This is a genomic window from Polaribacter litorisediminis, from assembly GCF_019968605.1.
Classification (GTDB): domain Bacteria; phylum Bacteroidota; class Bacteroidia; order Flavobacteriales; family Flavobacteriaceae; genus Polaribacter; species Polaribacter litorisediminis.
The window spans coordinates 4075594-4094740 of record NZ_CP082966.1 but is presented as its reverse complement, the minus strand read 5'-3'; the positions used below and the strand labels follow the sequence as shown (position 1 = coordinate 4094740).

General features: G+C 25.1%; 22 protein-coding genes. 18 read left to right on the top strand and 4 right to left on the bottom strand.

All coding sequences use genetic code 11. The features are described from left to right. The first annotated feature begins 701 nt into the window (after nucleotides 1-701). The 3 genes from K8354_RS17480 to K8354_RS17470 are packed head-to-tail and all read left to right on the top strand — an operon-like array spanning nucleotide 702 to nucleotide 3649. On the top strand, nucleotides 702-1892 hold the full coding sequence (locus K8354_RS17480) for a hypothetical protein (protein WP_223443901.1): 1191 nt from the start codon (nucleotides 702-704) through the stop codon (nucleotides 1890-1892). Next, nucleotides 1882-3207, top strand: coding sequence for a peptidase associated/transthyretin-like domain-containing protein (locus K8354_RS17475; RefSeq protein WP_223443897.1), 1326 nt, complete (start codon nucleotides 1882-1884; stop codon nucleotides 3205-3207). The genes K8354_RS17480 and K8354_RS17475 overlap by 11 nt, the downstream gene beginning before the upstream one ends. Further along, nucleotides 3191-3649, top strand: coding sequence for a DUF1573 domain-containing protein (locus K8354_RS17470; RefSeq protein WP_223443896.1), 459 nt, complete (start codon nucleotides 3191-3193; stop codon nucleotides 3647-3649). Before K8354_RS17475 ends, K8354_RS17470 begins: the two co-directional genes overlap by 17 nt. A gap of 67 nt (nucleotides 3650-3716) precedes the next feature. Here K8354_RS17470 and K8354_RS17465 read toward each other — a convergent pair whose 3' ends face one another. After that, nucleotides 3717-3929 (bottom strand): hypothetical protein, encoded by a 213-nt coding sequence (locus tag K8354_RS17465; RefSeq protein WP_223443895.1) that lies wholly within the window; start codon nucleotides 3927-3929, stop codon nucleotides 3717-3719. A 247-nt stretch (nucleotides 3930-4176) separates the two neighbouring features. On the opposite strand from K8354_RS17465, the gene K8354_RS17460 reads away from it, so the two are divergent. The 6 genes from K8354_RS17460 to K8354_RS17435 all read left to right on the top strand — a co-directional run bounded on the left by K8354_RS17460 (nucleotide 4177) and on the right by K8354_RS17435 (nucleotide 8195). Beyond that, nucleotides 4177-4419 carry a hypothetical protein gene (locus tag K8354_RS17460; protein WP_223443893.1) on the top strand — a complete coding sequence of 81 codons (243 nt, stop codon included), beginning with the start codon at nucleotides 4177-4179 and terminating at the stop codon, nucleotides 4417-4419. A gap of 264 nt (nucleotides 4420-4683) precedes the next feature. Next, on the top strand, nucleotides 4684-4920 hold the full coding sequence (locus tag K8354_RS17455; RefSeq protein WP_223443891.1) for a hypothetical protein: 237 nt from the start codon (nucleotides 4684-4686) through the stop codon (nucleotides 4918-4920). Nucleotides 4921-5147: 227 nt separating this feature from the next. After that, on the top strand, nucleotides 5148-6101 hold the full coding sequence (locus K8354_RS17450) for a DUF4221 family protein (RefSeq protein WP_496559634.1): 954 nt from the start codon (nucleotides 5148-5150) through the stop codon (nucleotides 6099-6101). Between the two features lie 2 nt (nucleotides 6102-6103). Then, on the top strand, nucleotides 6104-6565 hold the full coding sequence (locus K8354_RS17445; protein WP_223443887.1) for a hypothetical protein: 462 nt from the start codon (nucleotides 6104-6106) through the stop codon (nucleotides 6563-6565). Nucleotides 6566-6659: 94 nt separating this feature from the next. Then, nucleotides 6660-7718, top strand: a complete 1059-nt coding sequence (locus K8354_RS17440; RefSeq protein WP_223443884.1) for an efflux RND transporter periplasmic adaptor subunit — start codon at nucleotides 6660-6662, stop codon at nucleotides 7716-7718. Between the two features lie 9 nt (nucleotides 7719-7727). Then, nucleotides 7728-8195 (top strand): efflux RND transporter permease subunit, encoded by a 468-nt coding sequence (locus tag K8354_RS17435; protein ID WP_223443882.1) that lies wholly within the window; start codon nucleotides 7728-7730, stop codon nucleotides 8193-8195. Here the strand turns inward: K8354_RS17435 and K8354_RS17430 are convergent. Continuing rightward, nucleotides 8184-8387, bottom strand: coding sequence for a hypothetical protein (locus K8354_RS17430; RefSeq protein ID WP_223443880.1), 204 nt, complete (start codon nucleotides 8385-8387; stop codon nucleotides 8184-8186). The genes K8354_RS17435 and K8354_RS17430 overlap by 12 nt on opposite strands. A gap of 294 nt (nucleotides 8388-8681) precedes the next feature. On the opposite strand from K8354_RS17430, the gene K8354_RS17425 reads away from it, so the two are divergent. From K8354_RS17425 to K8354_RS17415, 3 genes are all read left to right on the top strand, one after another. After that, the gene (locus K8354_RS17425) at nucleotides 8682-8894 is read left to right on the top strand and encodes a hypothetical protein (protein ID WP_223443878.1); all 213 of its coding nucleotides are present in this window, start codon (nucleotides 8682-8684) and stop codon (nucleotides 8892-8894) included. A 154-nt stretch (nucleotides 8895-9048) separates the two neighbouring features. Then, complete coding sequence (locus K8354_RS17420) at nucleotides 9049-10194, top strand: DUF4221 family protein (protein WP_223443876.1); 1146 nt, start codon at nucleotides 9049-9051, stop codon at nucleotides 10192-10194. Nucleotides 10195-10196: 2 nt separating this feature from the next. Next, nucleotides 10197-10619: a hypothetical protein gene (locus K8354_RS17415; protein WP_223443874.1), complete on the top strand. Its 423-nt coding sequence runs from the start codon at nucleotides 10197-10199 to the stop codon at nucleotides 10617-10619. A 137-nt stretch (nucleotides 10620-10756) separates the two neighbouring features. Here the strand turns inward: K8354_RS17415 and K8354_RS17410 are convergent, their stop codons facing one another. After that, a complete protein-coding gene (locus K8354_RS17410) occupies nucleotides 10757-11011 on the bottom strand; it encodes a hypothetical protein (protein ID WP_223443872.1) in 255 nt (84 codons plus the stop codon). A gap of 250 nt (nucleotides 11012-11261) precedes the next feature. On the opposite strand from K8354_RS17410, the gene K8354_RS17405 reads away from it, so the two are divergent. The 6 genes from K8354_RS17405 (at nucleotide 11262) to K8354_RS17380 (ending at nucleotide 18465) form a co-directional block, all read left to right on the top strand. Continuing rightward, nucleotides 11262-11513: a hypothetical protein gene (locus K8354_RS17405; protein ID WP_223443870.1), complete on the top strand. Its 252-nt coding sequence runs from the start codon at nucleotides 11262-11264 to the stop codon at nucleotides 11511-11513. 65 nt (nucleotides 11514-11578) lie between these two features. Beyond that, nucleotides 11579-12616 carry a 6-bladed beta-propeller gene (locus K8354_RS17400; protein ID WP_223443869.1) on the top strand — a complete coding sequence of 346 codons (1038 nt, stop codon included), beginning with the start codon at nucleotides 11579-11581 and terminating at the stop codon, nucleotides 12614-12616. 1 nt (nucleotide 12617) lies between these two features. Further along, nucleotides 12618-13028 carry a DUF1573 domain-containing protein gene (locus tag K8354_RS17395; RefSeq protein ID WP_223443868.1) on the top strand — a complete coding sequence of 137 codons (411 nt, stop codon included), beginning with the start codon at nucleotides 12618-12620 and terminating at the stop codon, nucleotides 13026-13028. A gap of 14 nt (nucleotides 13029-13042) precedes the next feature. Continuing rightward, on the top strand, nucleotides 13043-14107 hold the full coding sequence (locus K8354_RS17390; RefSeq protein ID WP_223443867.1) for an efflux RND transporter periplasmic adaptor subunit: 1065 nt from the start codon (nucleotides 13043-13045) through the stop codon (nucleotides 14105-14107). A gap of 9 nt (nucleotides 14108-14116) precedes the next feature. Next, nucleotides 14117-17128 carry an efflux RND transporter permease subunit gene (locus K8354_RS17385; RefSeq protein ID WP_223443866.1) on the top strand — a complete coding sequence of 1004 codons (3012 nt, stop codon included), beginning with the start codon at nucleotides 14117-14119 and terminating at the stop codon, nucleotides 17126-17128. Continuing rightward, nucleotides 17128-18465 carry a TolC family protein gene (locus K8354_RS17380; protein ID WP_223443865.1) on the top strand — a complete coding sequence of 446 codons (1338 nt, stop codon included), beginning with the start codon at nucleotides 17128-17130 and terminating at the stop codon, nucleotides 18463-18465. Before K8354_RS17385 ends, K8354_RS17380 begins: the two co-directional genes overlap by 1 nt. Here the strand turns inward: K8354_RS17380 and K8354_RS17375 are convergent. Beyond that, complete coding sequence (locus K8354_RS17375; RefSeq protein ID WP_223443864.1) at nucleotides 18458-19141, bottom strand: response regulator; 684 nt, start codon at nucleotides 19139-19141, stop codon at nucleotides 18458-18460. The two genes, K8354_RS17380 and K8354_RS17375, sit on opposite strands and share 8 nt — an antisense overlap. Between the last annotated feature and the right edge of the window lie 6 nt (nucleotides 19142-19147).

The following is a 19147-nucleotide window of genomic DNA, read 5'->3' as shown; positions in this document are numbered from 1 at the left end:
TAAGAATAAGATTAACAATAATTACGAATTTACAAAATAACATAATAAGTCTAACTAAGTTCTAATTAAATAAGCACACTATATAGATAAAACATTACTTTGTATAAGGTTTAACAGCGGATGTTACAATCCAAAAGCTTAAAACTAATAAATTAAATTTAAATTTATATTACAAGGAATTAGCTATTCCTAGAAAATGCTAGCAAAAAGAAGAATGTTTATAAAAAAATAATTATTAACTTAAAATTATAATAAATCATGAAAAAAAAATTATTAAAACCTCGATTGTTTGCACTTTACTATTTACAGGCCTTTTATGTTTTCAGCCAAATCAAGTAGAGGCTCAAGTCATTGGAGCGAAGAAATGCGTGTGCAAGTCTGAATCTTGTGAATCCTCAGCATTTGTTTCATTTAGAAAAATGTGTGGACAAGAACCTTGCGGAAATAATTTGGAGCCTTTAGGTTTACCAGGAAGTGCTACTTGTACTAATTAAAGTAGTTTCAAATTAACTAACACCTTTCATGAGCAATTTTAAAAGTATCTTCAAAAATATCATTTAACAATTGCTCTTTTTTTATTTATTTTTAGATCTCTGAAATTTAATCTTAACAAAAAAAAGGACTTATAAGTTAGTATGAATTAAATTAAAATCCTTATGAGGTATGAAGCGATTCGTACCTTAAATTTTATGACTTATTTTATGAAAAAATTATTATTACTTTTTATCGTATACTTAACATTTTATTCTTGTACAAAGAATAAAGAAAATATAGAATCCAACGCTCAACAATATTATGATGTTCAGAGTATGGAAAGTAGTAACAATACAAATAGCATTATTGATATAAAGATAGATACCATAAATATAGTCAATACTATTCCAACATCTTTTGTTGGAGATTTCTGGGTTCACAATAAAGCTATTTACTTTTCCGATAAATACTTTAATCATGTATTTGAGTTTGATTTAAATGGAGAGTTAAGTAATACATTTTTAGGTAAGGGGAATGGACCGAAAGAAATTCCAGATCTTGACGATATTGTACCATTAAAAAATGGAGACTTTGCTGTTTTGAGTTCATCAACATCTTCGATTTATTATTTTGATAATAGATGGACTATAATTGAGAGAAATGTAATAGATTTTGAAATAAATAGAAGTAGAGAAGAAGTATTAAAAGATCCTAATCCCCTTATTGCAGAAGCTTATGAATTGGAAACAGGTTATGATGGAATTTTAAAAAACTGGAATAAAAATTATCTAGCAATTGCAATGAACGCTTCACATCCTAAATTTAATGGGTATTTTAATAGTGATTTTTTCTATAATTATTCTAGAATTATAGGTCTTATAAATAAAAAAACAGGTAAAATTGAAAAGTTAGTTGGAAGGCGTTCCCCAATATTTTTGGAGAAAAAAAATATTCCGAATTTTAATCATTTCTCATTTGAGATAGATGACAATTTCTTGTATGTAAGTTTTCACTCTGACCCAGTAATCTATGTGATTGATAAAAAAACAGAGCTAGCAATAGGGAAATTTGGTAAAAGTGGATTGAATATGAAAACTGATTACTTACTCACAGACACTTACGAAGAAGCATTAGACAATGAAATTTCAGATCTTCGAAAATATGGGTATTATAAAGATTTAAAATTTATTTCTGAAGAAAATCTTATTTTTAGAAGTTATACTAAAGGTAACAATTCAACAACAGATGGCTTGCAAGTTTATAAGGACTTTAATTTAATTGCAGACTTGAAAGTTCCTATTGGATTTAAAATCATTGGAAAAGTTAACAGTTGTTTTATAGCGACAGTAAAAGACCCAGAAGAAAATGATGAGGAAATTTTAAAACTTTTTAAAGTAACTTTTATTTATGAAGAATAAAATATTAATTTTTACTGTATTGTTTATATCGATTTCGGTTTATTCACAAAAAAAAGAGTATAAGTTTTCTGGGATGGTACTTGAATTAAAAACTAATAAACCTATCACAGATGTAATTTTACTTTTAAATAATAATCAAGTAGGATACACCAACGAGAAAGGACAATATAGCTTTAAGCTTTTTGCGAATGAAAATGACACGATTGGTTTCTATCATTCTGCTTATTTTCATAAAGAATTTTTAATTTCTGAGTTGAATAAGGAAATAATAAAACTTACAGAGAAAACTATACTATTAGATGAAATTGAAATTGGTATAAAGAAAGAAAATTTAAAAGAAGTCAAAAGAAAACTTCATAAAACATTTGAAAAGAAGTTTAGAAAAGTTGTAAAAAAGACGCCCTACTGGTCTAAAATAAATCTAAAACAAGTAACTATTATTAATGATACGTTGCCAGCCTATTTAGAAATAGATGGAGATTTATTGATGTATGGAAATAGTTATGCTAATGTTTGGGACAGCCCAATATTAATACCACATAAAAGTAGGCGTACAGTAGAAAATTTTATAAGGTATGACGGTTTGTCTTTTAATGAGTTAAGAAAGGATGAAGTGCATAGTCATTATGCTATTACTAACCTATGTTATGAAGATTTAATAGCATATCACTTTTTTGAAGAAAGTCACCCTTTACTATCAAAAAACTTAAATCTTTATAATTTTACCTTCGAAAAAACAATAAACATAGAAGGTCAGGAATATTATGTTTTGAGTTTCACTTCAAAAAAGGAAAAGACTAAAATAAAAGGAAGAAACTTTTATAGTATAAGAGGTCAATTAATCATTAATAAGGAAAATTTAATATTAAAAAAGATAACAGCATATTACCGAATGGAAGGTATCAAAACTGTATTTACTGCTGAATATCAAAAAGTAAATGAAGCTCTATATCCAAAAAGTATCAGCTTTAACTTAAGCTTCATATTAAATAAAAATAAAATTGTGAGAAAGGGATTATTTTCATTCAAAGAAATAAATACAAAAGAATTAGATAACCCCAAAAATATAATTACTGGTAACCGATTTTTATTCTCCAATTCTGAAATTTATAATAAGTATGAAGCTAAATACTGGAAAAATAGGTCACTATTAACTTCTAATTTAGGATACGAAATAAAAGAAATATTTAGAGGGAAGTTTGCTGACACACTGTTTAGACAAGGTGCTTCTCAAAATATTTCTACTATTTCTAAATATGCAAATGAAGAAAGTAAAATCCTTAAACTTAAAAAAGAACATGAGAAAAACAAATAAATACAATTATCTATCAATCTTATTGCTCACAATCTTTTGTTATAATTGTAATAAAATAGAAAATTCCCAAAAAAAATCTGTTATCTTCGATAAGATTGTTACTTCAGGTGACTCTATCGATTATAATAGTGGCGTTCTGATTGGTTTAAAAAATAAAATTGATTTTGGAAAAGTAAAAAAAGGCGATACTATAAAACAAAATTTTATTATGATTAATAAGGGTTTGAAAAGTGTTAAATTAATAGGTTATTCAAAATCATGTGATTGTACTGGTATATATGCAAATAAAGATTTGATAAAACCAGGAGACTCTATTACATTTAACATGCATGTTTCTACAGAGGATAAGAGATTAGGAAAAGGCGATGTTACAGCGACAATTCAAACTAATGGAAAAAAAACATTCCATTTATTAAGAACACGCTTTGAAATAATAGAATAAAATTTGAAGTAGCTCAAGTTTCTGGTAAATAAATTATTTTAGCCCCCAATAAGTTCGGAGTGATATTTTAAATTCCTAAACCACCTTCTAAAATATTTGTTACCTCCCTTTCTGTATTATATGCTGAAGCAATTTCCCAATTATAACTTATATTTAAGGAAGGTAATGACTCACTTGGGTTTAATCTAATTGATAATTTTGGAAGTGATAAAAACCCTAAAAAGCTCAAAATTAAGAAAGTAATAAAAATTTTAAAAGTGGATGAATTTCTTGTCTTCAAATTAAATTTTTAAATTAATTCAAAAATAGATTATAAATCTAAATTTTTATTAAAAAATAAAAATGATATGAAATAAAAAGGAAATTCATCAATTTATGTAAGGTTTTTAAGTTTTTTAAGTTTTTTTGAAAGGTTTTTTTGAAAAAAAAGTTATTCTTTTGAATTATTAATCGATTAAACAATTTACAAAAGTATTAGAATTCTTTTACACTATTAATAAAATTTATCTATTTGATAGATTTCTAAAATGAAAAAAAAATCTAAATTATTTTTAAGTTACGCTTTATTTCTATCTATTTCACTGGGCTTATTACCTTTAAATTCAGAAGCATTCGCTAATGATCTTACACAAGTGGGTGGAGATACAGTTTGTATTACAAATGATTTTGCTAAAGATCATTGCGTTGCTGCCTCTGATGGCACTGGTGACACGCGCAGCACAACAGTTAGTGTTGGACCTTTGTGTTCAGGAACAGCAACTCCAGTTTAAGTTTTATTTATCAATGTAAAAAATCTATATTCTCATAGTTATATTTCACTTGAATTATTGCTATATAGTGAAGAAGTCTTCTCTAATGGTAATATGCAAAGTGTAGAATATACATTTTTTATAAAATAAGAAGATGTAATCATGATTGTATGAATATTTTTAACGATTGTGATTATGTTTATTACAAATTATTTTAGTGTCGATTCATTATGTTTTGGATCATAAAAAAACCTGTATAAGTTTAATTATTAAAAAATAAAAAAAATGAAAAAAAAGTTTTTAATTGGTTTTAGTTTAGTTGTTCTATCAACTATATTTTCTTTTGAAAATTCTTCTGCTCAAGAGATTACTAGAGAAGGGGAAGGAACTGTAATGTGTACTGTCAGTTCAACATCATCTGAAAATTATGGACGATGTTACACAACGCCTAGTGGAGGTAAAAATTGTGCTCTGCTTGCAACAGCGGGCTCTTTCTGTAATGGAACAATAACTGTAAATTAAATTTACCAAGGAGAGTTAAATTAACTCTCCTTAAACCTTTATAAAAAATGAATAAGTTTAGATTGATTTTTATATTTTTAATATTAATATCATGCTCTAATAAAAATACTGATTTTCTTTTAGAAGAAATTCAAAAAAAAGTTTTTATTCTAGATGAGTCATCTTCGTTTAACATAAAGTCATCTAGTTTTTTTTCGAATCTCTCGAATAAAGAAAATTTTAGTTTTTTGAATATTAACAATAACTCTTTAGTAATTTATGAGGATTCAATACCAAAGATCATTAAATTAGAGGTTGAGGGTGCTAATGGAGTTGGAAATTTAAATACTTTTACTTCGCACAAAATATTACCAGACAATACTGTTGCCTTGGTTCAGAGCCAGATGGGAAAAGTTTTTCTACTAAGTAAAAAAGGTAAGGTTTTAAATAAATTTGAATTATTTAATATTAATGATAGAAAAAGCTTCTATTCTTTTCCCTACAATTCGATTAATAATCCAATAATTTACTTAGATAATAGACTGTATTTTACAGAGTCCTTGGTGAAATATTTTGGAAATTACAAAGATGTCCCTTTGGTTAGAGAACTATCTATTATTGATGGAAAAACTAAAAATATATTCTCTCTTCCAAAAGTATATGAAGAAAACTTTTGGGGAGCATTATTTAAATATAACTTGAGTATTTCTAAAACAACGAATGATCAACAATTTTTGATAAGTTTACCTATTTCTACAAATCTTTACAAAATAGATTTTAAAGGAAATATTTTAAAAGAAATTGAGTGTAAATCTAAATTTATAGACAATATTGAACCTATGAATAATGATAAATTATATGGGAATAAGAACATTGCAGATTGGAAAAAAATAAATTCTTACAGTTTAACTTCATCAGACTACAATTCAATAATATTTGATAAATTCAATAAGTTGTATTACAGAGTCGTTTATTTAAGACCAGATTTAGATAAATATATTTCTGGTGATCGGAAACCAGATTTTTCTATAATTGTCTTAGACGAAAAGTTTAATGTTTTAGGTGAGCAAAAGTTTGATTCAAATACTTTTAGCAATAATTTTATCTTAGTATCAAAAGAAGGCCTAGCTATAGCAAGAAAAGATTTATATGAACAAGATAATGATAAATTAACTTTTAGTATTTTTAAATTAATAAAATAGAAATGAAATTTTATTTTATTTTGCTTTGTTTTTTCTTACTATTAGTGTCTTGTAATTCAAAAATCTGTGGCGATGATTATAGTAAATCATTAAATCATTTTTTGGTTTCAAATTCTCAAAAGAAAAAGATTAAGAATGTAGTAGTAATAACTAATGAAGGATGTGGAGGTTGTATATCTGATGCTACTTTGTTTTTTAAAGAAAATAATATGTTGTATAAGAATAATACAATTATTATATTCACTGGAGTTTATGATATTAAACAGCTAAGAATTTCTATAGGAAGTTCTTTTTTGAATAAAAAAAATGTTTTTATGGATAAAGATAATATTTTCATGAACACAAATGTATCTTCAATATACCCACAAGTTTTAAAATTAAATCAGGACTGTGTTAATAGTGTGTCTATTTTTGATAGGGAAAATTTTAAAGATAATACAGTGCAAGATTTTAATACTCAATAGAAATATTCACTATAACTTTCATTTTAATTTAATAAATAAATTATTTATTACTAAAATCATTTTTAAAATTCAAAAATAGATTAATTTAGTTTTTATGAATCGTTATAAGTTTTTACTATTTCTTGTATTTTTTTCCTGCTTAAATAAATTAGAAGTACCTGAAATTGACAAAAAATTAAGTAAAAAAAAGTCGTATAAATTAAATGTCATTATAGATAAAATAGATAAATATTCTTTCAATTATCAAATCGTAACTAATGGTAAAATAAGTGCAGTAAATAAAATTGATCTAAGGTTTAATTCAAATGAAAAAATCGCTATTATTAGCATATACAATGGACAAAATGTTAATAAAGGTAAATTGTTAGCATCTTTACAGAATAATCTTTTAAAAAGCGATATAGAAAAATCTTTTATAGATCAAGAAAAATCGGAAATTAAGCTTGAAGAAGAAAAAGTAAATTATAATAATAACTTAACAAAAGAAAGAATTAGAAATTTAGAGATTAAAAGCGGTGTTTTACAAGCTAAAAATAATTTAGAAAGAGTACAAATTATATATAATCAAACTCTACTAAAGGCTCCTTTCTCTGGGGTAATTGCAAATTTAGAAAAAAAAGAAGGTGATTTTATCACAACTGCAGATGTGTTTTGCACGTTAATCAATCCAAATAAATTAGAAGTTTTCTTTTCGGTTTTAGAAAATGAATTTCAGTTTGTTTCAATTGGGCAAGAAATTGAAATACTCTCTTTTGTTAACAATGATGAATCGTTAAAAGGCAGAATAACAGAGATTAACCCACTAGTTGATAAAAATGGTTTAATTAAAATTAAAGCCAAGGTTTTAAGTAAAGAAACTAATTTACTAGATGGTATGAATGTAAAAGTTATAATAAATAAGCCTTTAAAAGATGTTATTGTGATACCAAAAGAAGCTTTAGTTTTACGCTCAAATAGGCAAGTTGTTTTTACTCTAGAAAAAGGATTGGCAAAATGGAACTATGTAGAAGTGGCTGGAGAAAATAATAATAGTTATGCAATTAAAAAAGGTTTAAAAGTTTCGGACACTATTATAGTTTCAGGTAATTTAAATTTATCTCACGATGCAAAAGTTAATACTACTTTTATTGATAAAGAAATAAATATAAAATAATTAGAAACTATGGTAAAGTTTCTAATAAATAGACCCATTGCCGTTTTTATGGCTACTCTAGCCTTTTTATTATTAGGTGTTGTTTCTTCATCAAGAATTCCAACTTCTTTAATGCCTAATATTCCAATACCAGAAATTACAGTTCAAGTTAGTTATCCTAACAATACAACTCGAGAATTAGAAACAAACTTAATAAGACCGCTAAGAAATCAGCTACTTCAAGTTGGTAACTTAAAAGATATTACTTCAGAAACAAGAGATGGCTTTGCCACGCTTAAACTTCAATTTGAGTATGGTACTAATACTAATTTGGCTTTTGTTGAAGCGAATGAAAAAGTTGATGCCTCATTGAATTACTTACCAAGAGACTTAGACCGACCAAAAGTAAGTAAAGCATCTGCAACAGATATACCTATTTTAAATCTTACCGTTTCTTTAAAGGAAAATTTTAATGATGAAAAATTTTTAAATTCCTAAACCACCTTCTAAAATATTTGTTACCTCCCTTTCTAAAGCATAAGGTGATGAATTTGCCCAACTATAACTTACAGAAATGGAAGGTAAGGATTCACTCGGGTTTAACCGAACAGAAAGTTTAGGGAAAGTTAAAAAACCTAAAAAACTTAGTATTAAAAAAACTATTAATATTTTAAAAATTTCCTTTTTCAAATTACTTCTCAGTATTTATATTTATAACTAAATTATTAAAATTATTTTATCTAAAAAGTATTTATATGTTTAATTATCAGTAAAAAGGAAATACATTACCATAAGTATGCTTTTTAAGTAAACTAAACTTCCTTGTTACAACAACAGCAGTTATAATATTTACATTTGAATTATAACAGATTCATTTTTAGATAAAATTATTTCTGTTTTATGTAAAATTTACAACTATATCATATTAGATATAGTACTTATTAATCATGTCTACATTTTGTAGGTTTTAAATCTATTTTTATTATGAATAAAAAAATTTTAGGAAGTCTATTTGCTTATGCTTTTATGATTGTTGGAATTTTAAGTTTGACTAACTTAGAAAGTGCTTATGCACAAGAGGATGGAGATTGGGAAACTTTCAGAACAAGAATTGCTTCTGATGGTTTCTGCATCGGAAATGGGGATCAATGTACTGTGACAGTTATGGATCCAGTAATTATTCATGTACCGAAGTAATTTTTTACTTAAAATAAAAATTGCACTAGACTAAAATTCTTGTGCAATTTTTTTTTAATTATATTAAAAAAACGTTAAAGGTTAAATTCTATTAATTTAATTTCCGTTTGAGGAATTCTAAACTTTCATTTCTGCTTATTTAAATTAAAAATTTATGAAAATACTAAAAATAATTTTGCTTTTATTTTTCTTTGGCTGCCAGAATAAAAAGAATACTGATAATATAATGCTGATTGAGGACGAGACTATAGTTATGGAAATTGATAATGATACACATTACAAAAGTTTTTTGAATTATGTAATAGAGATAAATGGTTCTACGTTTCTATACAGAAAAGGATCTTACCAAAATACGTTAGATATTTATGATCTAAAAAAAAAAGAAAGAATAAAAAAAATAGTTTTTGCTGATGAAGGGCCAGATAGGATAAACAACTTTGATATGGCAGCATTTTATCCACTAAGTAAAGATTTGAATTTTATAGGAAGCTATTTTAGCAATGTTTATTTTACCAAAGAAAATAAAATTATCAAGTCTGATAGAATTGAAACTTCCCAAGAAAAGTCAAATTCTAATTTATTTTTTATGATGAGTTGGAATGACGCAAAAGTATCTTTATATAATGAAAAACTATACGTTAATTTGTTCGCATATGATGGCAAGCCACCTACTGATGAGTTCTATAGCTCAAAAATTTTAATGGAATATAATTTAAAAAATGATTCAGTTAGGAAAATGAATATTTCTTTTCCAAAAGATTACTTTGATAAGTGTTGGGAAAATGACTATTACTACAGGTCATATACACAAAATAACAAAGGAGAGCTTATATATTTATTTGGAATAACTCCAAAATTATTCAAATTTAGTTTAGAAGAAAATAGAATAGTATCTGAGCATAATTTTAAAAGTAAATTTATTAATACAAATGTTAAAAATGGTTGCTCTTCATCATTCGAAGAAATGATGAGTAATCTTTTAACTCAACATAGATACAAGTCGATAATTTACAATAAATACGAAAATTTATATTACTTAATAACTATTCTTCCTGTAAAAAGAGAGTCTTTGAATAATACAAAACCTTCAAATCAATTAAGTCCTTTTTCTATTAGTATTTTAAATTCAGATTTAGTAAAAATCAGTGAAACAAAATTCACTGGTTCAGTATATAATTACTATGACTACTTTTTAACAAAAAAAGGCCTGTGGATGTCAAAGAATAATGAGTTAAATGAAGAATTTAATGAGAATAAGTTAGTTTTTTCATTATTAAAAATTGTGGAAAATAAAAAATAGATATGAAATCTATTAAAATTTTAATCATTTCAATCTTTCTTATAAGCTGTTCAAATGATAAATATGAACTTATTAAATATGCTGAAACCCATTTAAAAAAAAGGTTTGAAGGAGCAGAAAACTTGTTAATAATTTTGCCAGATAAAGGATGTAATACTTGTAATTTTAAAGTGTTAGAAGAAGTAAAAGAGAAAAAATCAATAATTATTATTATTACAGGTTATTCAAAAAAAAGTTTAAAATACACATACTCAAAATATGAAGATTTTTCTAATATTATTTATCTAACTAAACCGTTTTCAAAAGAGTCACTAATTTTTAAAATTAATAAACCAAGCTACCTAAATTATTCTAACCAATTGGTTAATTTTTCTTTAGATGAAAATTTTGAAGAATTAGTGTTTATGATAGAGAATATTGAATAATTTTTTATATTAATATCATGTAAAAAAGTTTCTCTTGTGTTATTCAAATTCTAAAAATAATTCTTTCGATACCATCAAGAAATGAGAATTACTTTTATTTAAGTTATTCGTATCTGCAAAATCAAAATAATATTTCCTTACTTTCTAGAAGATTTAAAATTAATTTTAGTAAAATCTTTTAGAGTGCTAAAACTTCCCTCTAAAATAATAATTACTTCCCTTCTTGAAGTATAGGGTGATGCATTAGCACAACTATAACTTACAGAAATGGATGGCAAGGATTCATTTAGGTTTAACCGAACAGAAAGTTTAGGAAGTATTAAAAACCCTAAAAAACTTAAAACTAGGAAAGCAACAAAAAATTTAAAGTAAGTGGTTTTTTTTAAACTCATTTTTTTAATAGAAAATAATAAAACTAAAAATTTTAGATTAAAGGATAAAGAAGCTAAATAAAATAAAGTATAATCATTACTTTATGTAATGATTAAGATTGCTTTTATTGTTTTTTTAATTGTCTTTAGCTAAGAATATTTATTTTTATTTAAAAATTGTGCATAATTTTTCATGTGATTTTATATCATACACACTATTTAATTAATTATTAACTTAAACTACATTAATGGTTTAAAAAAAACACTTAAAATGAAAAAATTAAAAAAAAATCTATTTAGCGCATTATTAGTTTGTTCAATGGCTTTAGGAATTGCATTCAGTTTCGTTCCTAATGAAGCAAATGCATTTCAAAATGAATGTACATCTGAGCAAATAGACTGCCCTGGATGGGGGACTGGAGACAGAACTATTTGCCATGTTAATGGTAATGGTGTTGGTTGTAATTGTGGGGATTCAACAACATGTGGTGATAAACCAGTTATTACACAAGCACCAAATTAATTTATAAATCACTAAATAACATTCATTATTTTAAATAATGAATGTTATTTTCATTTAAAAATATAATGAAAAATATCTTTATAATTATTTTATTTTCACTTCTGTTTTCTTGTAAAAATAAAGATTCAGGAGATTTTAAGGTTTTAAATATAGACACAAATGAGCAGATAGTTAGACATAAATTAAGCGCTTTTTTTGAAGTTGAAAAAAAAATAAAATTAAACACAAAAAACAGAAATCTAATTGCTTCAATAGATAAAATACTTGTTCATAAAAATTTTATTTTTATCTTGAATAGATTTTCATCTCCTGGCGTGTATATATTTGATACTAAGGGTGAGTTTATAAAAAAAATCACTGTTCCTTTTGATGAAACACAAAATATTTATGACTTTTTAATTGATTCACAAAAAATTGAAATGCTTGTTGCAGGTAAAGTCCTTTTTTTCGATGTTAATACTTTTGAATATATTAATAGCAAAAGAATTGATTATCCAAGTACAAGGTTTTATAAGACAGATGAATATTATTATTTAGTAAATGGGAAAGGTCAGGACTTATTAATGATTGCTGACATGAATTTTAATAAACAAATTCAGTATTTAAAAGAACATCCATCACATGGTGTATACCCATATAATTCTTTCATAAATATTAATAAAGATTTGTTTTTTTTTAAGAATTACTCAAATGCTCTTTACCAAATAAAAGGTTCTAATTTAAAAATAGGATATAAAATAATTTTTAATGGCGTGGAATTAGACGAAGCTGAATTAGGTGATATAAAAAATTTTAAAACAGAAAAAAGTAATCCGTTTTTTTATAAAGAAGTCATTAAAGAGTTTTTCTTTTCAACAAACAAGCATTTTTATTTTTCTTTTATCAAAAAGAGTAAAGAATATGTTGCTATAGTTAATAAATCAACTAGAAAAGTAATGAATTTTGATGTTTCTAATGTTGAAAACGATATTACTAATGAAAAATATTTTCCTTTCATTGTTGGTAAAGATGATGAATTTTTAATTTCAGTTAAAAATTTGGAAAGTAGTTTTTATAAAAATGAAGATTTTGAGTTATTTTTTTTAAAGCCAACTTTACAATAATATGATAAAAAAAACAGTAATTCTTATATTTATTTTTGTAATATTCTTTCTAATTTCATATAGTATAAGAAAGCCAAACGATTTTAAAAGAATTTTAAGCAAAAAGACAACTATAAAATTAGAGAATCAACATTATAACTTTGATAAACTGAAACTATTTAAAGCAGATTCTATTTATTTTTCATACAAGAATATTGGAGAAAATGACTTTAAAATTGAATCAGTTAAAGCATCATGTGGTTGTACCATTCCTTTTTGGTCAAAAAAAAAACTAAAACCTAATGATATAGATAGTATTTTGGTTGTTTATGACTCAAATAAAAAAGGTCGTTTTTCAAAAGAAATATTTATTGTCTCCAATAATGAAACTTCACCTTTAACACTTCGAGTTTCAGGTATAGTAATGGATTAATAATCTTATTATCTATGAATTTAAAATTTTATTTTATTTTAATTCTTATTATTTACATGTTTTCTAAATGTAAAAATAATGAGATAGTGAATAATGAAGACTATAATGATATTTCATATGATACTATTAAAGTTTTAACAAAAAAAATAGATGTAAATTATTTTAATAAAAAAATATTATTTAATGGTAAAATTAATTACTCTTTAAAATCAGATTTACGTTTTACACAAAATAACATCATTAGTTCAATTAAGACTAGTGTAGGAGAAATTGTTAAATACAATCAAGTTTTAGGATTATTAGAAAATAAAATTTTAGAAAACAGTATAGAAAAAGCAAAAATTGAACTACAAAAAGCTAAGTACAAATTTGAAGAAGAAAAAATAAATTTCGGCAATAACATTACAAAATCTAGTTTTGAAAACCTAAAAATAAGAAGCGGACTATTTGAAGCACAGAATAATTTAGATAGGGCTCAAATAGAATATAATCAAACAATATTAAAAGCTCCATTTTCTGGTATTATTGCTAATTTAGAAAAAAAAGAAGGTGATTTTATCACTACTGCAGATGTGTTTTGCACGTTAATCAATCCTAATAAATTAGAAGTTTTCTTTTCGGTTTTAGAAAATGAATTTCAGTTTGTTTCAATTGGGCAAGAAATTGAAATACTCTCTTTTGTTAACAATGATGAATCGTTAAAAGGCAGAATAACAGAGATTAACCCACTAGTTGATAAAAATGGATTAATTAAAATTAAAGCCAAGGTTTTAAGTAAAGAAACTAATTTACTAGATGGTATGAATGTAAAAGTTTTAATTAATAAGCCTTTAAAAGATGTTATTGTGATACCAAAAGAAGCCTTGGTTTTACGTTCAAATAGGCAAGTTGTTTTTACCCTAGAAAAAGGATTGGCAAAATGGAACTATGTAGAAGTGGCTGGAGAAAATAATAATAGTTATGCAATTAAAAAAGGTTTAAAAGTTTCGGACACTATTATAGTTTCAGGTAATTTAAATTTATCTCACGATGCAAAAGTTAATGCTACTTTTATTGAGAAAGAGGTATATATAAAATAATTAGAAACTATGGTAAAGTTTCTAATAAATAGACCCATTGCTGTTTTTATGGCTACTCTAGCCTTTTTATTATTAGGTGTTGTTTCTTCATCAAGAATTCCAACTTCTTTAATGCCTAATATTCCAATACCAGAAATTACAGTTCAAGTTAGTTACCCTAACAATACAACTCGAGAATTAGAAACAAACTTAATAAGACCGCTAAGAAATCAGCTACTTCAAGTCGGTAACTTAAAAGATATTACTTCAGAAACAAGAGATGGTTTTGCAACACTAAAGTTAGTGTTTGAATATGGTACAAACACTAATTTAGCTTTTATTGAGGTTAATGAAAAAGTAGATGCTTCATTAAATTATTTGCCTAGAGATTTAGAAAGACCTAAAGTTATAAAAGCTTCTGCCACAGATATTCCTATTGTTAACTTAACAGTCTCATTAAAAGAAAATTTTTCTAAAGAAAAATTTTTAGAATTAAGTGATTTTACAGAAACTGTTTTAAAAAAAAGAATAGAGCAATTACCAGATATTGCTCTTGCAGATATTAGTGGTTTAACAAAACCAGAAATTTCAGTTACTCCTAATACTCAAAAGTTACAAAGTTTAGGAATTGGCACAAATGAGTTAATTAATGCAATTAAACAAAATAACTTTGAACTAGGAAATCTATTGGTACAAAATGGAATTTATCAATACAATTTCAAATTTGCAAATCCACTTAAAAATAAAAAAGATATTGAAGAAATTTATTTAAATATAAATGATAAATTATTTCAGTTAAAAGATTTAGCTAAAGTTAGTTTACAATCAGAAAAAGAAAAAGGCTTAGTTTATTTAAATGGAAAAAGAGCGATTGTTTTATCGATTATTAAACAAGCTGATGCAAGAGTTTATGAGTTAAAAGAAGCTTTAGAAAAAGTAACAAATTCTTTTAATAAAGATTATCCTGACTTGGAATTTTCAACAAATCAAGATCAAACTAAATTGCTAAAACTTTCTATTGATAATTTAAAATCGAGTTTATGGATAGGAAGCCTTTTGGCAATTATGATTATGTTTTTCTTTTTAAAAGATGTAAAATCTCCTTTAATAATTGCGGTAAGTATTCCAATTTCCTTAGTAATTAGTATTTTGTTCATGTATTTATTTGGCTTGTCTATAAATATAATTTCACTTTCTGGTTTAATTCTAGGTGTAGGAATGATGATAGACAACGCTATTATTGTAATCGACAACATAACACAAAAATTAGAAACTGGAGAAAATTTAATAAATGCTTGTGTAAAAGGAACCAACGAAATTATAACACCTTTAATAAGTTCTGTTTTAACAACTTGTTCTGTTTTTTTACCATTACTTTTTTTAAGTGGTATTACAGGTGCATTATTCTATGACCAGGCATTGGCAGTTGCTATTGGTTTGTTTTCTTCTTTACTAGTATCTATACTACTAATACCTGTAATCTATAAACAGTTAAAAAATAAAAACTTTAAAATAGAAAAATGGTTACAATTTAATGTAAAAACTCAGCAAATTGAAAATTGGTACGAGAAAGGATACCATTTCTTTTTTAAAAGAAAAATAATTGTTTTTTCTATTTCGATAATAAGTATTTTACTAGCAGTAATTTTATTTTTAAAAATGCCCTATTCACAATTGCCAAATACAAATCAAAATGAGGCAATCTTGTCTATAGATTGGAACGAGAATATTAATGTTGATGAAAACCAAAATAGAATACAAACTTTATTTGAAAATGAGAAAACACTGAAAACGGTTTTTTCTAAAGTTGGAGAGCAACAATTCTTATTAGAAAGAGATAATAGCAAGAGTTTTTCTGAAGCATCTATATACTTACAAACAAAGACGGTAAATGAAATTGAGAATTTAAAAAAAGAACTTCAAGTAAAACTTTTAAGGAGATATCCAAATGCAACAATTTCATTAGATGCTCCAAAAAATATATTTCAATATTTATTTGGAAATGAGAAAGAAGAGTTAGTTGCACAAATATCTTCAAGAGGCTCTCTAGAGGTGCCAACTGAAAATAAGGTGCAAGATATACAAGAACTATTAAATGGTTATACAAACTCTGAAATACCCTTAAAACAAACAGCATTTATAGAAGTGCTTCATGAAAATGTTTTACTATATGATGTTTCTTATGATGATTTAGTAAATGAGCTGAAAACTACTTTTAATCAAAACTTTATAGATAATTTAAAAACTGCTCAAAAGTTTATTCCTATTAAATTAAATTATGAAAATGAAGCTTTCGATAAAATGATTTCTGAATTATTCGTAAAAAATAAAAACAAAGAATTAATAGCTGTTAGAAATTTAATTAGAATATACCCTTCCAACCAATACAAATCGATTACAGCTAACAGAGCTGGTGAGTTTTTAGCTTTCAATATTAAAACTCAAAAAAAACCTGAGAAGAAAATTGAAGAAATACAAAGCATATTTCAAAATCAAAGTAATTTTAATATTAATTTTAGTGGTAGTTTTTTCGATGTACAAGAATTAGGTAATCAATTATTAATAGTAATCTTGGTAGCGGTATTATTACTTTATTTTATTATGGCAGCTCAATTTGAGTCTTTATGGCAACCTATTATTATTTTATTGGAAATACCAATAGACATTGGTGGTGCATTGTTATTACTTTGGTTGTTTGGTGGAACAATTAATGTGATGGCTGCAATAGGGATAGTAGTAATGAGTGGAGTAATTATAAATGATAGTATTTTAAAATTACACACCATAAATATGTTAAGGAAAGAAGGCAAAACTATTGAAGAAGCTATAAAATTAGGAGGTAAATTACGTTTAAAACCTATTTTAATGACCTCTTTAACCACTATTTTAGCGTTATTACCATTTTTATTTATGGATGGCTTAGGAGCTAAACTACAAAAACCACTGGCATTAACGGTTATCGGAGGAATGCTTATTGGAACTTTTATAAGTTTGTATTTTATACCTTTAATGTATTCTTTGTTAAGTAAAAAAGAAAGCTAATGAAAAACATATTGAAATATCTAATTTTTAGTTTTTTAATTATTGTTTCTAATAATTTACATTCTCAAAAAAAATGGACTTTAGAGGAATGTATAAGTTATGCTAAAGAAAACAATGTTGAAGTAATAAAACAAAAAATAAGAACAGAGATATTAGTTAGCGATACAAAAATATCTAAAGGAAATTTTTTGCCAGATGCAAATTTTAATGCATCTCAAAATCTATCACTAGGAAATTCATTTAATGTTTCTACAAATGTTGGTCAAAGAGAAAGTAGTTCGAATAGCTTTAGCCTATCTTCATCTTTAAATATTTTTAATGGTTTTTCGGATAAATATAAATTACAGAAATCTAAACTTGAAGAAAGTAAGTCTGAGATAGAGATTGAAAAGATAAGGTTTGATTTAGCTTTAAATATTACAAATAAATTTCTACAAGTATTATTTAATAAAGAAATCTTTTTAGTTACCAAACAACAAGTTGATATTAGTAAACAAAACTATGATAGGTTAAAAAAGCTTTACGAAAAAGCTTTGATTGGAAAACGAGAAGTTTTAGAAATAGAATCTACACTATCTTCAGATCAAAAAGAAAAAAATATTGCTAAAAATAACGTACAAAATAGTTTAATAGAACTTCAAGAATTATTAGGTATACAGCAATTTATTAATTTTGACATTGAAGAGATTAAGATTAAGAATTCACTAAATAAAGATATAAAACTTACAGAGGACGTAATAGATAGAAACCCAGAAATAGTTTCTTTAAAAATAAATCTAGAGCTGAGAAAAAAAGATATTAAGATTTCAAAAGCAAGCTTTTATCCTAGAATTAATTTAAACTATTCATATAGTAGCAATTATTTTCATATTTTAGGTCAGGAAGATTTAGTTTTTAACCAAGAGACAAATCAGACTGAGCCTAATGGTTTTTGGGTTCAATTAAATAATAATAGAACTCACTACATAGGTTTGTCTGCAGTTTTTCCTATTTTCAATCGTTTTTCAACAATAGAAAACAATAAAAAAGCTAAAGAAGAATTAAAAATTTCTGAAATAGATTTGAAGAATAAAAGACAAGTTTTAATAAATAAAATGAAAATAGCCTATAATGATGTAAACACTGCGGAATCAAATTTAAAGGCTGCCAAAATAGCTTTTAAAACTCAAAAACAAGCTTTTGATATTGTACAAAAACAATATCTACTTGGAAATATTGATAATTATGAATTTCTTGAAAGTAAAACGAAATTAACAAGAAATAATTCAGAATATATTAAGGCAAAATATGAGTACTTTTTTAAAGGGAAAATACTAGATTTTTATTTTTTTAAATAAACCCTTTCTCTCGGGCTTTTTCAATTAAATCTTTATCTTCAAGCTTAGAAACATTGAAAATACTTTTTAAATTTCTTTTACGTTTTTCTACTCCTGCAATAGATAAAGGTAATATTATTGGTAAATCTTTAGTCTTTGTTCCAATAGATAATTCATATAAAAGCCTTCTATCAATTTTATCTAAAAGAAGGTCATTTAACATTTCGTTTCTTATTGTTTGAGAAACAGAGCTACTATAATAGGGTGGACTTTCAAGAACTAAAGTAATTGCATTCACAAGTTCATTTGTTGTAATATCATTCTTTATTAACAACCCATCAGGATTTAAATTTTTTAGTAAACTATATATTCTATAATTATCATTATACGTAGTTGAAATAATTACTTTTGCTTCTGGAAGTAACTCATTTATTTTAAGACCTAAGTCCTCCCCAGAAAGAATCCTTCTATCTTTTGAAGGAGGTAGTTTTATATCTAGAAAAATTAACTGATATTTTAAAATTCTATTTGAAGATTCTTTAATTTTTGCAAAAGCATCATCACAATTATGTGCTAAACTTACTTTAAAGACTAAATTAGAATTTCCTTTTTCTACTAAATTTAGAGCATTAATGTAAGCATCACAAATTAAAGGGTGATCATCTATTATTAATACCGAACACTTTTTTCTTTCCATTTTTTC

Excerpts from the sequence above, each read along its gene's own strand:
- K8354_RS17480 (WP_223443901.1), top strand. The coding sequence starts at position 702 with ATGAAAAAATTATTATTACTTTTTATCGTATACTTAACATTTTATTCT.
- K8354_RS17475 (WP_223443897.1), top strand. The coding sequence starts at position 1,882 with ATGAAGAATAAAATATTAATTTTTACTGTATTGTTTATATCGATTTCG.
- K8354_RS17470 (WP_223443896.1), top strand. The coding sequence starts at position 3,191 with ATGAGAAAAACAAATAAATACAATTATCTATCAATCTTATTGCTCACA.
- K8354_RS17460 (WP_223443893.1), top strand. The coding sequence starts at position 4,177 with ATGAAAAAAAAATCTAAATTATTTTTAAGTTACGCTTTATTTCTATCT.
- K8354_RS17455 (WP_223443891.1), top strand. The coding sequence starts at position 4,684 with ATGAAAAAAAAGTTTTTAATTGGTTTTAGTTTAGTTGTTCTATCAACT.
- K8354_RS17445 (WP_223443887.1), top strand. The coding sequence starts at position 6,104 with ATGAAATTTTATTTTATTTTGCTTTGTTTTTTCTTACTATTAGTGTCT.
- K8354_RS17440 (WP_223443884.1), top strand. The coding sequence starts at position 6,660 with ATGAATCGTTATAAGTTTTTACTATTTCTTGTATTTTTTTCCTGCTTA.
- K8354_RS17435 (WP_223443882.1), top strand. The coding sequence starts at position 7,728 with ATGGTAAAGTTTCTAATAAATAGACCCATTGCCGTTTTTATGGCTACT.
- K8354_RS17425 (WP_223443878.1), top strand. The coding sequence starts at position 8,682 with ATGAATAAAAAAATTTTAGGAAGTCTATTTGCTTATGCTTTTATGATT.
- K8354_RS17420 (WP_223443876.1), top strand. The coding sequence starts at position 9,049 with ATGAAAATACTAAAAATAATTTTGCTTTTATTTTTCTTTGGCTGCCAG.
- K8354_RS17415 (WP_223443874.1), top strand. The coding sequence starts at position 10,197 with ATGAAATCTATTAAAATTTTAATCATTTCAATCTTTCTTATAAGCTGT.
- K8354_RS17410 (WP_223443872.1), bottom strand. The coding sequence starts at position 11,011 with ATGAGTTTAAAAAAAACCACTTACTTTAAATTTTTTGTTGCTTTCCTA.
- K8354_RS17405 (WP_223443870.1), top strand. The coding sequence starts at position 11,262 with ATGAAAAAATTAAAAAAAAATCTATTTAGCGCATTATTAGTTTGTTCA.
- K8354_RS17400 (WP_223443869.1), top strand. The coding sequence starts at position 11,579 with ATGAAAAATATCTTTATAATTATTTTATTTTCACTTCTGTTTTCTTGT.
- K8354_RS17395 (WP_223443868.1), top strand. The coding sequence starts at position 12,618 with ATGATAAAAAAAACAGTAATTCTTATATTTATTTTTGTAATATTCTTT.
- K8354_RS17390 (WP_223443867.1), top strand. The coding sequence starts at position 13,043 with ATGAATTTAAAATTTTATTTTATTTTAATTCTTATTATTTACATGTTT.
- K8354_RS17385 (WP_223443866.1), top strand. The coding sequence starts at position 14,117 with ATGGTAAAGTTTCTAATAAATAGACCCATTGCTGTTTTTATGGCTACT.
- K8354_RS17380 (WP_223443865.1), top strand. The coding sequence starts at position 17,128 with ATGAAAAACATATTGAAATATCTAATTTTTAGTTTTTTAATTATTGTT.
- K8354_RS17375 (WP_223443864.1), bottom strand. The coding sequence starts at position 19,141 with ATGGAAAGAAAAAAGTGTTCGGTATTAATAATAGATGATCACCCTTTA.